Here is a 15,724-nt window from a genome sequence, read left to right on the forward strand (position 1 = left end):
AGAACTTGTGATTAATATGAGTAGGTGAGGCAAAGTAAATGACGCAACGAATAAATCGAGTTTATCAAGCGTGTGAATTAAACGTTGATACCCAAATGAACCTCGATGAAGACGCCGTTCGCCATTTAGTGACCGTATTAAAATCGCGGGTTGGCGATGCAATTATTTTATTCAACGGTGACGGCTATGATTATCGAGCAACCATTACTCACGTCGCTAAGCGTGAAGCCGCCGTACAAGTGCATGAAAAAGCGTTGCCAGCAAATGAGTCGCCGTTAGACATACATTTATTCCAAGCGGTTGCTCGTGGCGACAAGATGGACTGGGTTATACAGAAAGCCGTCGAGATGGGTGTGCAATCAATTACTCCCCTATTTACTGTTCGAACGGGCGTAAAGTTACCCGAAGACCGTCTACGAAAAAAAATGGCTCACTGGCAAAAAATAATTATTAGTGCATGTGAACAGTCAGGCCGAAGTCGTCTTCCTACGCTAAGACAAGCAATCTCTCTGAATGAACTTGTTCAATCAGATATTTGTTGGCCTCATTCGATTATTCTTGATCCACATCATGGTCAATCAATCATGCGGCTGCCTCAATATACTCAATACAACATTTTTGTTGGGCCTGAAGGAGGCTTTAGTGATGAAGAGAGCTCGATGCTTAGGCAACAGCAGTGTTTAAGCGTTCAATTAGGACCGAGAATATTGCGAACCGAAACGGCGGGATTGGCCATTTGCAGTGTTCTTCAAGCGAGATTTGGTGATTTTTAGACGCTAAGAATCATTCACCATCATGAGCTTTATCTCGTAGCGAAGCGCTCGGACAATACTTGAAAATAATATCGGTAATTTTTCGTATCGAAAATGGTTTCACGACAAATCCATCAGCGCCACTAACGATAGCTTGGCGAACATTTTCTGCTGTATGATGAGCACTAATAATAATAACTCTTACATTTGGAAAGTTGGCTTTGATGTATTTGAGTGCACTGAGGCCATTTTCATCGGTTTTTTTTGCGGATAGTTCAATATCAAGAAATACCAGCCGATAATTGAAGTGTTCTAACTTAGTGTACAAATCATCCTTCGAAGATGCTTCGTCAACTTGTGTGATACTCAGTGATTTAAGAATTTCTTTAAGCATGATTCGAACATCAAATGCATCATCGACAATAAGAATTTCTCTAAATGGTTTTAATAAATTATCGTTCATTTTTATCGACTACTTCTTTTAAATGATGCTCCAGTGCTCCGACTAAAAAGTGAATGCCAGATAGCCAAGCGTTTGTTTCTGATTCGATCAAAGCCGCATAATCGGTCACACTATCCAATTCAAAATTGCCAGCAGTTCCCTTTATTCTATGCGCTACTCTGGTTAAGGTTTGTTGATTCAACGATTCCAGTGTTCCAATGGCCGTTTTAAGTTTATCGACATCCTCAATCAATGTTGGAATATAATTTTTTCTTAGCTCGGGCAGTCTTTTACTATGCATATTTTCTGCGATTGTTTGGGCAATCGCTTGTTGTTGGCTTTGCTCAACTAGGTGTTTTGAAAATAGCGAAATTAACTCACTGTGGTCGATGGGTTTAGAAATGGCTCCAGCAAAGCCATGTTTTTTATACAGCTCTATATCTTGTGTCATTACATTGGCGGTCAATGCATACATGGGTGTTTCAACTCCGCAGGCGCGAATTTGCTGTGCAGCGGTTAAGCCGTCCATTATCGGCATTTGTATATCAATGAGTAATAAATCGAAATCGTTGGTTAGCGTTTTTTCTAAGGCTTGCTCGCCATTTTCAACGCAGACGGTTTCTATGCCATAGTCAGTTAGCATATCCATCAGTAAAGCGCGATTATCGGGTTGATCTTCCGCAATCAAAACAGACCCAGCGAACTTCTTTTCTGCATAGAAACTGAAATCTTTCGGTAAGCGTGCGATGGTAGGTTTTGTATCAAGCCAAATACTACTATTGGATATTTTCAAAGGTAAAATGACGGTAAACTCTGAACCAACACCTTTTTGGCTGAGCACTTTTATATCGCCTTCCATTCGCTTTGCCAATTGGTGCGAGATATGTAACCCCAGGCCTGTTCCGCCGTAGCGACGTGTTGTTGAAGGATCACCTTGCACGAAGGGCTTAAACAAATTTCGTAGCGTTACGTCATCCATGCCAATACCGTTATCGATAACTTTAAATAAAATAACTTTTAGATTTTGATTCGCGGAGACTTCGACTTGTACTTTACCTGCTTTAGAAAACTTGATCGCATTGTTACAGAGATTACTGATAATCTGTTTAAGTCGTTTTTCATCACAGATGATTTTTTCCGGAAAAGGCATGATAAAGTTGATATCCAATAGCACTTGGTTTTTATCAGCGACTTTTTCCAAACTTAATTCAAGTTCGTTCATCAATTCAAATATATCGCTCTCAATTTCCTCAATCTCCAACTTTCCTGCTTCGACTTTCGATAAATCTAAAATATCGTTTATTAAACTCAATAGATATTGACTGTTATCGAGAATAATAGAGCTGGATTGCTTTAATTGCGGTAGGCTAAGTATTTGGTGTTTGATTTTCTCGGCGTAACCAACAATGGAGGTTAGGGGCGTTCTAATTTCATGGCTCATGTTGGCAAGAAATCGAGATTTCATTTGATTGGCGCGCATTTCATCTTCTTGCGCTTTGACGGCCATCTTATTGATTTCATACAGCTGACGTTCAAATCGGAACAAACGCCAGTCATGATGATTAACATGACGGTAGGTGACCACGGAGAGTGCGGTTGCAACCAAAATTGAAAACACAATGCTAGTGAACTCAACGATGGGTATATTATTTCTCCACGAGAAAATAATACAAATTACGGCACTCGAATAGAGCAGCAGATATAACGCTTTCTTCTGAAGATGAAGAATGCTTAGCGCAAAAAGTGCGATAATAACGACGGTTTGGCGAAGGTATTCGAGCCCATGATCGGAAACCGAAGGTACATGAATAGCCGCTAGAAATAACCAAGTTATCGGGATAGCAGTCGACTCAAATGAGCGTATGTGCCGGCTCGGGCTCAAGTAGGTTTTGTAGTAGAGCGCAAATGCCATAGTTATAAGCGCCAACGAAATCATCCAAAGTCGATAATCTTCTATGACGAACGACTGTGCACTGGCAACAAGTATTGCCGCGCAGCCCAATATTACTTGGTAGGTTTGGCACAGTGGAATAGCCCGCTGTCGTTGCAACGCGGCGAAGTAAGGTTCTAAGTGGGAATGGGATATATCTGGTATAAATCCTGACATTACAGGTGTATATCCTTTTGCGATTTGTGGCTCTAAGATTTGATTTTAGTTGAATTATCTCGTTTGAATATCGATATTACGAGATATCTCTAGCTTTAACTCAAAAAGATGATGGAGTTCATTATTTTTGACTAACAATGAGTGGAGGGCAGACTTTTGAGTCTAGTGTTAGTGACAGAGCGGTTACGGGTCGAACATTTAGTTCTTAACGATGCGGGTTTTATATTAGATTTAGTTAATCAGCCTGATTGGAAAACCTACATTGGCGATAAGAACATTGAAACTCTGCAAGCGGCAGAAACCTATCTTTTGCAAGGACCCATCAATAGTTATTTAGAGAACGATTTTGGACTCTACAAACTTTCCTTGCGCGAGGATATTCCGATCGGAATGGTAGGGTTAGTACGAAGGCCAGGCTTGACGATTCCCGATCTAGGGTATGCCTTGTTGCCGGAATACTACGGCCAAGGCTATGTAACAGAAGCCGCAAAAGAGCTATTAGATTTTGAACGTAAACGACTTGATCTAATGACGATAGCAGCGCTTACGGTGCCTGGGCATCATCGATCTCATCGTGTCTTAGAGCGCTTAGGTTTTAAAACTTTAGGTCAAAAAGAAGTGAACCAACAATTAAGTGATTATTTTGAATGGAAAAGTCCATGAACATACTATTCCGAATAATGATAAAGCTTAGTGATTACGAGTGATGAGCGGTCGATTTATTCTAAACCTCTTTATCGTGTTACGACCCTGCATTTCTTTTATCGCGATTTTTTATCCAGTTGCATTAACATTGAGTTAATAGCCTCTCTTTTTTCGATGGCTTCTTGCAGTAAGCTTTTTGATATGCCTTTTTTCTTTCCTTCCTCTATAGCGGTATCAATCTGTTGGAGTTTTTTCTTTGCAGCAATTTTGTATTGTTGAATGAGCTGCTGGTGACGGGAGTTTTCTAACTGTTGGTAAGCGTCATGATCCCACATAGGATTCGCGACAAAATCGTCAGTTGTGCGATTAATCGGCGGCTGTCGCGAATCGGGTTGATGAATAGATTGGTTGAAGCTTTGATAGGCGCTTGAAGAAAACTCGAGAGGCTCTGTTATTTCAATGGCCTTTTTCGGGTCATCGGGTTTGGTTGTTAGTGGTGCTTCGATAGGCTCCTTAAGTTTCGTTCGATTCACCAAAGCTTCTTGATGTTGAGTTTTGGTAAGCGGATCATCTTCTCGCTGCAATAACGAAAAGACGAGCATTAAGAAAATTAAAGAAGAACAGAAAAGAACAAGTAAATATTTATTCATCAATAGCAATGCCTTGTGTTTCTCTCTGTTCTTTCAACAGTTGGTTGTAGTAAGACTTGGCTTTTTCTTGCCCCAAATGCCTTTTGGCTGCATACCTTACTGTTTCACTATCAAGTGGATAAATTGCGAAGTCTTGATTCAGCACATAGACGACCAACCATGTTCCTTGAGGGCTACGAATCGGTTGACTTATCGTCTTCGGAGGCAAGCTTAATGCGACCGAACTTAGCCATTTATCCGAAAAGTTTTTATCGATCTTTTCTGGATCCTTCTGCGGTAGATGTTTTTGCCATTGTTTTGCCACTCGACGCGCTTGTTGAAGTGTAGGCAGTGTTTGATAATAGACTGAAGCTTGACGAATATAGCTGAATTCGTTTTTGTTCTTTTTATAATAACGCTCAATGTCTTTCGCCGATACTGAGTCTCTCCACTGTTTTAGTTTTGGGCCATCGCTATGTTGCTCTAAGGTTACTCCGTAAAAATGCTTAATGCGTGGAGAGAAGAGCAAACTTTTGTAACCTAGTTCTAATGAAGTAAAAATCTTTTTTGGCTGTAAAAATTGTTGCGCCTTGAATGCGATTAACTTCAACTCAACTTCGCGCAATAGGGTTGCTCTATCTTGTTTTAGTAGCTTTTGTTTATCTTGAATTGATAGGCGATCGAATAAATCGGTTAGCGAAAAGTCAAGATGTTTAAAAGCAGTGTCTTGATAAACTTGTATCTTATCGAGTTGTCGGCGCTGCACTTTTGTCAGCTCATATCCCAAGGTTGACTGGTGCTTGAACAGTTTTTCGAGTTGTCGTTGTTCAATAGAACGGAGTACGGACTCAAACGTCGTTGTTTCTTGGGTTGGATTAATTGAGCGATAGTAACTTACTAAAAATTGCTCAAAGTACCACTGTTCACTATAGTCGACCGCATTTCTTTTTAAAGCATCAGGATGAGTGAGTTTGGTGAACTGGTAAATCGAAATGCTATCGCCCCATAATGTTGCGAACTTCTTTGGCGATAAATCATAAGGCTTACCAAATTTATTATAAAAATAGTCAAACAGCTCACCACTGATCGACCATTGCTGTTGAGTTGTCGATTCTTGCGGTAATACTATTCCTGAGAGGGCGGTCGCAAAGCAGCCTGAACAAATCAGGCTGCTTGCAAGAAGTAACAATACATTCTTCATTTTCTTCGCCAGCTTAAATTGTATCAAAGCGATTCATGGCGTGATTAAGAATATGCACCACCATTGCAATTGCATGAGGCACAACTTGGTTGGCAACGGCAACACGGTCATTATGACTTTGAGAATAAAGAACAATTCCTCCTTGCGCGTACGAAAAGCTACCACCTTGGGTTAACAAAGGTCGAATATCTTGCGAGTTCGCTGCGATTGGAGAAAAGCTACTGAGCGCTTGATTAACTTTGGCAAAGTCATTTAAGTTTTCAGAGTCGTAATAGTCTGCCACCCAAGCTTCCCATCCAGAGTGATTGAGTGCTGACGTTGTCCAAGTATGGTGCGGTTGAAGCAAGTCAGTGGTGTGTAATACAAACCCGAGTGATTGAACGGTCGGTTGCGACCAAAATTCTGAGTACCAATATTGACCAAGATTATCGAGCGGTTGGAATGGCATGTTTTGAAAATCTTGGTACATATTATAATTCGAGTAGCTGCCTTGTCGGTAGTTGCCTTCCGTCACTTGGTAAGTGCGGTACTCAGAGTCCTCAGCACCGAACCAGCCAGTTTTACCACCGCGGCCATCGTCGAGATGATCGTTGTAAAGCCAAGAAGAGGCTAGGTTATCGACATCACCTTTTACCGTTAGTTGACTGTAGTTGTAACCACCAAAGTCATTGCCATGTTCATCGATACCTTGTGTGTGATTTTGAAAATGCCAGTAAGAGGTATATTTCACAATGCTTTCAGCCATGCCCCATAGCGGCGCTTGAACACAGTCGCCAGTGATGGCGCCACAGATAAATGTATCGGCGAAATCGTCGACATCATAAGCACCTTGGCCAAGTAAATTTCCGAGCTCATTCACTCTTAATCCGGCGTTATTTGCCAAGCGCTGTAGCTTTGCAAATTCTGTTGTATTTGGGTTAGCTTGCATATAGGCCACCGCATCTTGCACGATGCGTTTATGCGTTACCTGTTTAAAGGCGTGTGCCGACAAGCTATTAAAAGCGAAAGCGAGAGGAATACAGAAAGAAATAAAACGTGCAACGGTGGTCATTGGTTTTGCTCCTGTTCATTGAAAAGTTGCACATCACATTAGTGAGATATTGTGACAAAGGGTTGGACAAAAAATGACGAATTTATATGATGAGGAGTAGTTAACAAGATTGAGCGAGTTATAACGATTCACTTAATGGGTATTGAGATAAGAAGGATATCTATTTTTTCGAACAATCAAATCGATATTTGGCAGTTTCGAATCGAAAAATTTAAAGTAAACTGTTATTCATAGCTTTTTAGCAGCCTGTTTGCGTTGGGTCGTTAGGCCGCATGTCGTTGGTTGATTAATGTTGGATTTAAGTGAGGAGAGTCATGATTCGGAATACTGAAACTGCCTACGGTAGTGTTGCGAAAATTATTCATTGGCTCGTCGCTTTGGTAGTGATTGGCTTGTTTAGCGTTGGTGTATGGATGGTCACACTTGATTACTACAGTGATTGGCACAAGACGGCTCCTCATTATCATAAGAGTGTCGGATTATTATTGGCCGCATTGATGATTTTTCGATTGCTATGGCGTTGGTTCAATGTGACTCCGAAAGCGCCAGCCAACCATACAAAGTGGGAGCGTTTTGCTGCTCATTCTGCGCACATACTGCTTTATCTGTTGCTGTTTGCGTTGTTTTTTTCTGGCTTTTTGATTTCTACCGCCGATGGAAGAGGTATTGAGATTTTTAATTGGGTGACCGTGCCATCGCTCGGAGAACTGTTTCAAAACCAAGAAGATATTGCTGGCGAAATACACGAATGGCTGGCTTATTCATTGATCGCTCTCGTAGTCATTCATGCAGCGGCGGCGTTAAAGCATCATTTTATCGACAAAGACAATACGCTAAAGCGAATGATTAATGATAATGCATCGGAATAAATAATTGATTTAATTTATTGAAACTAAACTGTTAGGAGAAAATTAATGAAAAAAGTGGTTCTTGCAACGTTGTTGAGTTTGAGTTTTGGTGTGGCTTCAGCAGCTGATTATGTAATTGATTCGAAAGGTGCGCATGCATCGGTTAACTTTAAAGTGAGTCACCTTGGCTATTCTTGGTTGTTAGGGCGCTTCAATACTTTTGAAGGTACCTTCAATTATGACCCGGCGAAAATTGAAGAATCAAAGGTCATGGTAACAATTGATACTACCAGTCTAGATTCGAATCACGCGGAGCGTGATAAGCACTTAAAAAGCGATGATTTCTTAGACGCAGGTAAATTCCCAAAAGCTACCTTTGTCAGTACTAAAGTGGCCGACCAAGGCAATGGTAAGTTAGTGGTTACTGGTGATTTCACGATGCACGGAGTGACCAAAAGCATTTCGATCGATGCCCAATTGGTCGGGGCCGGTGAAGATCCTTGGGGTGGTTATCGAGCTGGTTTCAGCGGTACGACCAAAATTAATATGGGAGACTTTAATTTTAAGAAAAACTACGGAGATGTATGGTTAGACTTACATATCGAAGGGATCCGTCAGTAATTTTCAATCGAAAGCGACTCTTCAAAGCCCGGCGTTGCCGGGCTTTGCCGTTGAATGGTAACTTTCAGGTAAATTGTTACAAATAAGAAGAAGTCTTTCTTGGTTACATACATTCGTGTATGTATAATACGTCAGTCCAGTTCTGCAATTAATTTTTTTGGAGTATTCACTATGCCGAGTCGATCTTGGTTTGTTACAGGCATCGCTGCTGTGGTGGCGGTCGTAGGCCTCGCGAGTTGCGAACAGTCGGCGCCAGCGCAAGGTGGTGGTATGCCTGCCCCTGAAGTGACCACAATGACCGTGGCACAAAGCCAGTATCCGTTGAATGTTATATTGAGCGGTCGCACCGTCGACTTTCGCCAAGCGGAAATTCGCCCTCAAGTCGCAGGCATCGTTCAACAACGCTTGTTTCGTGAAGGCCAGGTCGTTCAGAAAGACGATGTTCTTTATCGCATTGATGCTGCGCCCTATCAAGCAGAACTCAATCGCGCAAAAGCCAATTTGAAACGTGCTGAAGCGGTGGCGTTAAATGCCGAGCATCGGGCGAAACGAGTCAGCAATCTATTTAAAGATAAGTTAGTTAGTCAGCAAGATTACGATGATGCACAAGCGAATCTGTTGCAAGCTAAAGCGGATGTCGACGTGGCTAAAGCAGCGACGGTAGCGGCACAAATAAATTTAGATTACACCGATATTCGGGCACCTATTAGTGGGCAAATCGGTCGCTCCTTTGTTACCGAAGGCAGTTTGGTGACAACCAATCAAGTACAAGCCCTTGCAACCATTCGGCAAACCGACCCCATTTATGTTGACTTGACTCAGTCGGCAAATGAAATGCAAGCGTTACGTAGTCAAGTGAAAGGTACAGGGGATCAACCATTACCAGTGGCTTTATTGCTTGATGACGGAAGCTACTATTCGCAAAACGGTGAGCTTCAGTTCGCTGAGGTAAACGTCGATCCGAGCAGTGGAATGGTCACTTTAAGAGCCGTATTTCCGAACTCTGATGGCGTTTTGATGCCCGGGATGTTTGTTAGGGCTGAAATTCGCTATGGCGAAAAACAAGGGATCTTGTTGCCGCAATCGATCGTTCAACGAACCCCGACTGGAGGTGCTTCGGTCTATCAATTGGACGAACAGAATACGGTTAGTATATTGCCGATTCAAATTGATCGAGCGGTTGGTTCGAACTGGTTAGTGAAGCAAGGCGTATCGCCTGGCACCCGTTTAGTTACTCAGGGACTGCAAAAAATTCGGCCTGGAATGCAAGTGCGAGTTGCGCCGCAGCCGCAAGCCGATGCAGGAGAATAATTGATGGTAAACTTTTTTATTGATCGCCCAATATTTTCTTGGGTTATAGCCATCGTTATTATGCTTGCGGGCGCTTTGGCCATTAAAGAATTGCCGGTTGAACAATACCCGAAAATTGCTCCGCCAGCGGTAACCATTAATGCTAGCTATCCGGGTGCGTCGGCGCAAACCGCTGAGAATGCCGTGACTCAAGTTATTGAACAGTCGATGAATGGCTTAGATAACTTAATGTATATGTCTGCGCAAAGTGATTCCATTGGTAACATTACGATCACATTGACGTTTGAGACTGGCACCGATGCCGATATCGCACAGGTACAAGTTCAAAACAAATTGCAACAAGCCATGCCGTTACTTCCCCAAGAAGTGCAGCAACAAGGTGTTCAAGTCGCTAAGTCGAGTGGTGCTTTTTTAATGGTGATTGGCTTTTATTCTGAGAGTGAAAAGCTAACACGATATGATATATCCGATTACGTCGTCTCTAATATAAAAGATCCCATAAGCCGCACTGCGGGTGTCGGAAATGTTGTTTTATTCGGTAGCCAATATGCTATGCGAGTATGGTTAGATGCGGTTAAATTGGAGCAGTTTCAATTAACACCAAGTGATGTTGTTCAAGCCATTCGAGTGCAGAATAATCAAGTGACTGCTGGCCAACTAGGTGGAATGCCTGCCATCGATGGTCAACAAATTAATTCTGCCATTCTTGCGCAAACGCGATTAGAAACGCCAGAAGAATTCGCGCAGATTCTGTTACGCGTTAATCCTGACGGCTCAAAAGTTCGGTTAGATGACGTTGCACGCGTCGAGCTTGGTGGTGAGAACTACGCGACCATTGCGCGGTTTAATGGCAAGACGTCTTCAGGACTGGCCATTGAATTGGCAACGGGGGCTAATGCGCTAGATACCGCTGAGGCAGTCAAAGCTAAGTTAGATGAGTTGCGACCATTTTTTCCAGAAGACTTGCGCGCAGAAATTCCATACGACACGACTCCTTTTGTAGAAATTTCAATTTCATCGGTGGTACAAACTTTAATAGAAGCCATTGTTCTTGTCTTCTTGGTGATGTACCTGTTCTTACAAAATATTCGTGCAACTTTGATCCCTACATTGGCCGTTCCGGTTGTGTTACTCGGAACCTTTGGCATTATGGCGGCGCTGGGATTCTCGATTAACACATTAACCATGTTTGGAATGGTGCTCGCTATTGGTTTGTTAGTCGATGACGCTATTGTGGTGGTAGAGAATGTCGAACGTGTTATCCATGAAGACGGATTGTCGCCGTATGAGGCGACGCGAAAATCAATGGGGCAAATTACCGGCGCCTTGGTGGGCATAGGTTTAGTGCTGTCTGCGGTTTTCGTACCTATGGCATTTTTTGGTGGTGCGACCGGAGCGATTTACAAGCAGTTCTCAATTACGATTGTTTCGGCAATGGCTTTGTCAGTATTGGTTGCTTTGATCTTCACACCTGCGCTTTGTGCGACGCTACTGAAAGCCAGCGATGTGCATAAACCGGCGCGCGGCTTTTTTAAATGGTTTAACCAATCTTTTGATAATTCCAGTCGAGGGTATCGTAAGAGTGTAGGTGGCTTACTGAAGCGACCGCTACGTTCATTGTTTGTGTATGCGGGTATTCTTGCCGTGATGGCGTTTATGTTTGTACGTCTGCCGACCTCTTTCTTACCCGACGAAGACCAAGGTATTTTTCTTACCATGGTTCAATTACCTGCAGGTGCAAGCCAAGAGCGCACCGAAGCAGTCATGACCAAAGTTGCAGAATATTATGCAAATGAGCCTGCTGTACAATCGGCCTTCACAGTATCGGGTTTTAGTTTTGCAGGCAGCGGGCAAAATGTCGGTTTAGCGTTTGTGCGTTTAAAAGATTGGTCATTACGTGATGAGTCTCAATCTGTACAAGCCGTTATTGGCCGAGCAATGGGATACTTTTTTAGTGTAAAAGAAGCGCAAATTTTTGCTTTTAATCTTCCTCCGATTATGGACTTAGGTCGAGCGACCGGGTTTTCTATGTTCCTACAAGATCGAGGAGGCCTTGGGCACAATGCGTTGCTGCAAGCGCGTAATCAATTATTGGGTATGGCGGCGCAACAGCAAAGTGTCGTTGGTGTTCGTCCGAACGGAATGGAAGACGCGCCACAGTTAAAGATTGAAATTGATCAACAAAAAGCTGAGTCATTGGGCGTGTCTATCGCGGATATCAATCAGACTTTAGCGATTGCTTGGGGTTCGACCTATGTAAATGATTTTGTCGATCGAGGCAGAGTGAAAAAAGTATTCGTACAAGCCGATGCTGACTTTCGAATGATGCCTGATGACTTACGTCATTGGGTGGTGAGAAATAATCAAGGTGAAATGGTTAACTTCAGTGCGTTTGCGAAGACCCGTTGGGTTTATGGACCGCAAAGGTTAGAGCGCTACAACGGGTTACCAGCGATGGAGATTCAGGGTCAGCCAGCACCAGGTTTCAGCTCTGGCGTTGCAATGGATACGATGGCGCAACTGGTTGCGCAATTACCACCGGGTATTGGATTTGAGTGGACCGGCACTTCGTACCAAGAAAAGTTATCGGGCTCTCAAGCACCCGGGCTGTACGCACTTTCTATACTAGTCGTATTCTTATGTCTGGCGGCACTTTATGAAAGTTGGAGCATTCCTTTTGCGGTTATATTGGTTGTGCCTCTCGGAGTCTTCGGTGCCTTATGTGCTGCTTACTTAGGTGGAATGGGTAACGATGTCTACTTTCAAGTCGGTCTTTTAACGACGATGGGATTAGCGTCGAAAAATGCCATTTTGATCGTGGAGTTTGCACGAGAATTACAATTCCAAGGGAAGTCTCTGGTCGACGCCATTTTAGAAGCGGTTCGCTTGCGTCTACGTCCTATTATTATGACGTCTTTAGCCTTCTCGTTGGGCGTCTTGCCTTTGGTATTGAGTTCGGGAGCAGGCTCGGCAAGTCGAAACGCGATTGGAAGCAGTGTGCTAGGTGGAATGATTTCAGCGACGGTTCTGGCGATTTTCCTAGTACCCGTCTTTTACTTAGTGGTGATTCGTTGGTTCAGTCGTGACGCACGTTTGAGTAAAGCGAATTAACGTGCTTTTAACATCCCTCGAAGCATTGTATCAACCATGGTCGATGCAATGCTTTGAAGGTCGCATTCGTTTGGTTGAATTAAATAAGAACTGATCAGTCCTTTTATAAAAACGTGTAAGCTGTAAGCTGCGACCTTTGGGTCGAGATCATCGCGAAGTAAGTTGTTGCTTTTTGCTCGTCTGAAGGTTTTTTCCATAATTTCTAAGGCCTCGTAATCTAACTCAGCCTGAGTGTTCACTGCGGGGTTTAATTCATCGATATATTCGCAACGATGAAACACAATGGTTAAGACACGACGATGTTGCTCGCTGGTACCAATCAAGGTTAAACCACTAACCATAAGCTCTTTAATTTGAGCGATGGGATCGCCGGACTCGAGTGCATCGAGCTTTTTCAAAAGGTTATGGAAAGGAAGGCGAACTCTGGCTAACATCGCATTGAATAGATCCGCTTTGTCTTCAAAATGCCAGTAAATTGCTCCCCGAGTTACGTCAGCTTGGCTAGCAATTTTAGCTAGAGTCGTTCGCGATACGCCATGTTGGTAGAATAAGTGCTCTGCCGCATCTAGGATAGCTTCTCGAGTTGCTTCTGCTTCTGCTTTGGTTCGGCGCGCCATGTCTCTTTAGTAGGGTATTTTAATCTCTGGTTAAAGTTTATCACAATTCACCCTCATCAGAGATCTCTTTAGTAGTTCAATTTTTCAGTTCTTCGACTAGGATGCTCGCGACAGACTCGCGTAACTTAGCTAACGCAATCGATTCAATTTGACGAGTTCTCTCGGTGCTTTTTCCGATGATTTGCCCGATTTCTCGAAAACTGCGGGGTTGTTGATCTTCTAGACCATAACGTAGATTAATGATCGATCTTTCCAATGGGCTGAGCCGCTTAAGATGATTTTCTAGTGACTGGTCACTTATCCAACCGTTTTGTTCATTGGATTCGTTTAGGTCTAGCCATTCATAGGGATTGTTTTGACGGTCGTCTGAAAAATTATCGTTAGAATAATGATCGAGAGATAGCTCAGGTTGCGCCATCAAAACCAAATCTTCCGCTTCTTTTAAGCTTAAACCTCTTTTTCGCGCGATAGGTTTCAAGTTGTGACTTGTGTAATCCTTGCCATGCCTTTGAAACTCACTCAAAATGGAAAGCATCTTATCGATTTGTTGTTCGGGCTTTCTAACTAATCCGCTGCTTTTCTTTAGGTAAGTTGATACGTGTTGTCTAATCCACCACCAAGCATAGGTTGAAAAGCGGTTTTTTCTATCCAGTTGGAAACGATCAATGGCTTTGAGTAATCCTATATTCCCTTCTTGTATGACGTCATTCAGTGGTAAGTTCAGGTAGTTATATTTCTTTACGACTTTGATAACTAAGCGCAGGTTATGTCGTGTAATTTGATTACGCAATTGCTTGACTCGACTGAGCAATTGCTTTGCTAACTGGTAGCGAGTGACGGAAACTTCATGAATAACCTTGAGGCAGTCTTCAAAAAAAACAATGACAGGAAACGATTCGCGTAACGTTGCTGTAATTTCACCGATTGTAGCAAGATCGATGTTGCTATTACTTTGGTTGAGAGCATCCTGAAGTGTATGCTTTAGCGGCCTATGAGTGGTAAATGTTGTTTTTAAATTTGGCTCTTTAAAGGCAATCACTCGAATAAGTTTAGGTGCTGCCTTGTAAAGTTGTCTGAATGCTTGGGCTGGTAGAATTTTAAAAGGCTCAAGCTTGCGCACGTTCTCGTGCGCGCAGACAATCGCCAGCATACAGTAGGCATTTTGTAGCTCATCGAAAAGGCGGTACTCATCGCTATTCTCTAGAAGCGGGTATTCGCGCACTTGATGCAGGTAAGAATCAAGTGAGTCGCGATAATGATTGTATGGTGTGCTCATGGCGTACTCTTTTTACTGCGGGTACCGTAACCATGATGCTCCAGTGTCTAAATTTCAACGTATCTACATTAGACAACAACTTAACGGTTTACTATATGTCTAATTTAGAACGCACGTTTAGTATAGGAACAGTGGCTCGGCTGGTCGGCGTGTCAACGCATGTTTTGCGAGTATGGGAACGTCGATATGATCTCAATTTGTCTTCTCGAAATGATAAAGGGCGCAGAGTGTATTCCGCCATTGAAATCGAGAAGTTGAAGCTCATTAAACATGCGCTTGATGTTGGGTATAAGATCTCTGATATTGCTGCAATGAGCATGAGCGAGTTAACGCATTTAAAAGAGTCGTCGGAGGCAACTTCTAGTGCAATTGGCAAAACTGAAAAAGACTTGTTTTTGGTGTATGGCGAGCGCCTCTCACATTGGCTGTTCCGTTCACGCTCAAGCATTAACTATCGAACGCTAGAAGACTTACATGCATTGAGTAAGGCGGTCACGCAAAGTGAGGCGATTCCCAAAGGAATAATCTTAGAATTACAAAGCATTACCCCAGAGCTTGAAGAGTTGATTTATACCACTCGACTTGAGCTACCGAAGAACGTTGGAATTTGGATTGTATGCAACAACTTATCAAACGCGGCACGGTGGCGACTGGTACAGGCAAATATTGAGGTAGTGAGTGAGGCGCTAGAAGCAGACAGTGTAGCAAAATTGTTGGATCGGATGAAAGGTTTTACCTATGAGAAATCGGTGGTCGATCAAAGAACTTTGTCCGACAGTCAGCTTGACGAATTGATAAGTTTAGAAAATCCGATACTCTGCGATTGTCCAAAACACCTAGCCGACATTTACATTAAAGTCGATGAATTTTTTCGGTACACCAATGAGTGTGAAAAGTTGTCTCCAAAAGACAGTGCTGTTCACCGGCATATAGCTAATAAACTTATACAATTAAGATCTGAGTTGACTGAGTTAACCATGGATGTTGCTAATATGGATGGTATAAAACTGTCGAAATGATGAAACTCTCTAAATGATAAAACGGTTCAACACAGTGAGCCGTCTGTTTGATAAGGTTTGCAGGTGCAGCGTTTCATGCGGCACCTGCAAAAGA

Annotated in this window: 14 protein-coding genes; 7 read left to right on the forward strand and 7 right to left on the reverse strand. The window is 42.9% G+C overall.

The genetic code is table 11. The annotated features are described in order from the left end of the window. Positions 1-38 precede the first annotated feature (38 nt). On the forward strand, positions 39-773 hold the full coding sequence (locus tag Q9312_RS13505) for a 16S rRNA (uracil(1498)-N(3))-methyltransferase (protein ID WP_309201388.1): 735 nt from the start codon (positions 39-41) through the stop codon (positions 771-773). Between the two features lie 10 nt (positions 774-783). Here Q9312_RS13505 and Q9312_RS13510 read toward each other — a convergent pair whose 3' ends face one another. Both Q9312_RS13510 and Q9312_RS13515 read right to left on the reverse strand, forming a co-directional pair. Next, positions 784-1,215 (reverse strand): response regulator, encoded by a 432-nt coding sequence (locus tag Q9312_RS13510; RefSeq protein ID WP_309201389.1) that lies wholly within the window; start codon positions 1,213-1,215, stop codon positions 784-786. Further along, complete coding sequence (locus Q9312_RS13515) at positions 1,205-3,301, reverse strand: ATP-binding protein (RefSeq protein WP_309201390.1); 2,097 nt, start codon at positions 3,299-3,301, stop codon at positions 1,205-1,207. Before Q9312_RS13515 ends, Q9312_RS13510 begins: the two co-directional genes overlap by 11 nt. Before the next feature lie 165 nt (positions 3,302-3,466). Between Q9312_RS13515 and Q9312_RS13520 the strand changes: the two genes are divergently transcribed. Continuing rightward, positions 3,467-3,964 (forward strand): GNAT family N-acetyltransferase, encoded by a 498-nt coding sequence (locus tag Q9312_RS13520; protein ID WP_309204508.1) that lies wholly within the window; start codon positions 3,467-3,469, stop codon positions 3,962-3,964. A 98-nt stretch (positions 3,965-4,062) separates the two neighbouring features. On the opposite strand, the gene Q9312_RS13525 is transcribed toward Q9312_RS13520, so the two are convergent. The 3 genes from Q9312_RS13525 to Q9312_RS13535 are packed head-to-tail and all read right to left on the reverse strand — an operon-like array spanning position 4,063 to position 6,827. Then, positions 4,063-4,596 (reverse strand): hypothetical protein, encoded by a 534-nt coding sequence (locus Q9312_RS13525; protein ID WP_309201391.1) that lies wholly within the window; start codon positions 4,594-4,596, stop codon positions 4,063-4,065. Continuing rightward, the gene (locus Q9312_RS13530) at positions 4,589-5,776 is read right to left on the reverse strand and encodes a peptidylprolyl isomerase (RefSeq protein WP_309201392.1); all 1,188 of its coding nucleotides are present in this window, start codon (positions 5,774-5,776) and stop codon (positions 4,589-4,591) included. The genes Q9312_RS13525 and Q9312_RS13530 overlap by 8 nt, the downstream gene beginning before the upstream one ends. A 13-nt stretch (positions 5,777-5,789) precedes the next feature. Next, the gene (locus tag Q9312_RS13535) at positions 5,790-6,827 is read right to left on the reverse strand and encodes a phospholipase C/P1 nuclease family protein (protein WP_309201393.1); all 1,038 of its coding nucleotides are present in this window, start codon (positions 6,825-6,827) and stop codon (positions 5,790-5,792) included. 314 nt (positions 6,828-7,141) lie between these two features. Here Q9312_RS13535 and Q9312_RS13540 point away from each other — a divergent pair, with 314 nt between their 5' ends. From Q9312_RS13540 to Q9312_RS13555, 4 genes are all read left to right on the forward strand, one after another. After that, the gene (locus Q9312_RS13540; protein ID WP_309201394.1) at positions 7,142-7,696 is read left to right on the forward strand and encodes a cytochrome b; all 555 of its coding nucleotides are present in this window, start codon (positions 7,142-7,144) and stop codon (positions 7,694-7,696) included. A gap of 45 nt (positions 7,697-7,741) precedes the next feature. Then, a complete protein-coding gene (locus tag Q9312_RS13545) occupies positions 7,742-8,296 on the forward strand; it encodes a YceI family protein (RefSeq protein ID WP_309201395.1) in 555 nt (184 codons plus the stop codon). A gap of 171 nt (positions 8,297-8,467) precedes the next feature. Further along, positions 8,468-9,607 carry an efflux RND transporter periplasmic adaptor subunit gene (locus Q9312_RS13550; protein ID WP_309201396.1) on the forward strand — a complete coding sequence of 380 codons (1,140 nt, stop codon included), beginning with the start codon at positions 8,468-8,470 and terminating at the stop codon, positions 9,605-9,607. Between the two features lie 3 nt (positions 9,608-9,610). Beyond that, complete coding sequence (locus Q9312_RS13555) at positions 9,611-12,718, forward strand: efflux RND transporter permease subunit (RefSeq protein WP_309201397.1); 3,108 nt, start codon at positions 9,611-9,613, stop codon at positions 12,716-12,718. Here Q9312_RS13555 and Q9312_RS13560 read toward each other — a convergent pair. Both Q9312_RS13560 and Q9312_RS13565 read right to left on the reverse strand, forming a co-directional pair. Beyond that, entirely contained in the window at positions 12,715-13,335 is a 621-nt protein-coding gene (locus Q9312_RS13560; protein ID WP_309201398.1) for a TetR family transcriptional regulator, read from the reverse strand. The genes Q9312_RS13555 and Q9312_RS13560 overlap by 4 nt on opposite strands. Positions 13,336-13,411: 76 nt before the next feature. Beyond that, positions 13,412-14,611, reverse strand: a complete 1,200-nt coding sequence (locus tag Q9312_RS13565) for a sigma-70 family RNA polymerase sigma factor (RefSeq protein ID WP_309201399.1) — start codon at positions 14,609-14,611, stop codon at positions 13,412-13,414. 95 nt (positions 14,612-14,706) lie between these two features. Here Q9312_RS13565 and Q9312_RS13570 point away from each other — a divergent pair, with 95 nt between their 5' ends. Next, positions 14,707-15,630 carry a MerR family transcriptional regulator gene (locus tag Q9312_RS13570; protein WP_309201400.1) on the forward strand — a complete coding sequence of 308 codons (924 nt, stop codon included), beginning with the start codon at positions 14,707-14,709 and terminating at the stop codon, positions 15,628-15,630. The last annotated feature ends 94 nt before the right edge of the window (positions 15,631-15,724 follow it).

The sequence above is a fragment of the Pleionea litopenaei genome, from assembly GCF_031198435.1.
Lineage (GTDB): Bacteria > Pseudomonadota > Gammaproteobacteria > Enterobacterales > Kangiellaceae > Pleionea > Pleionea litopenaei.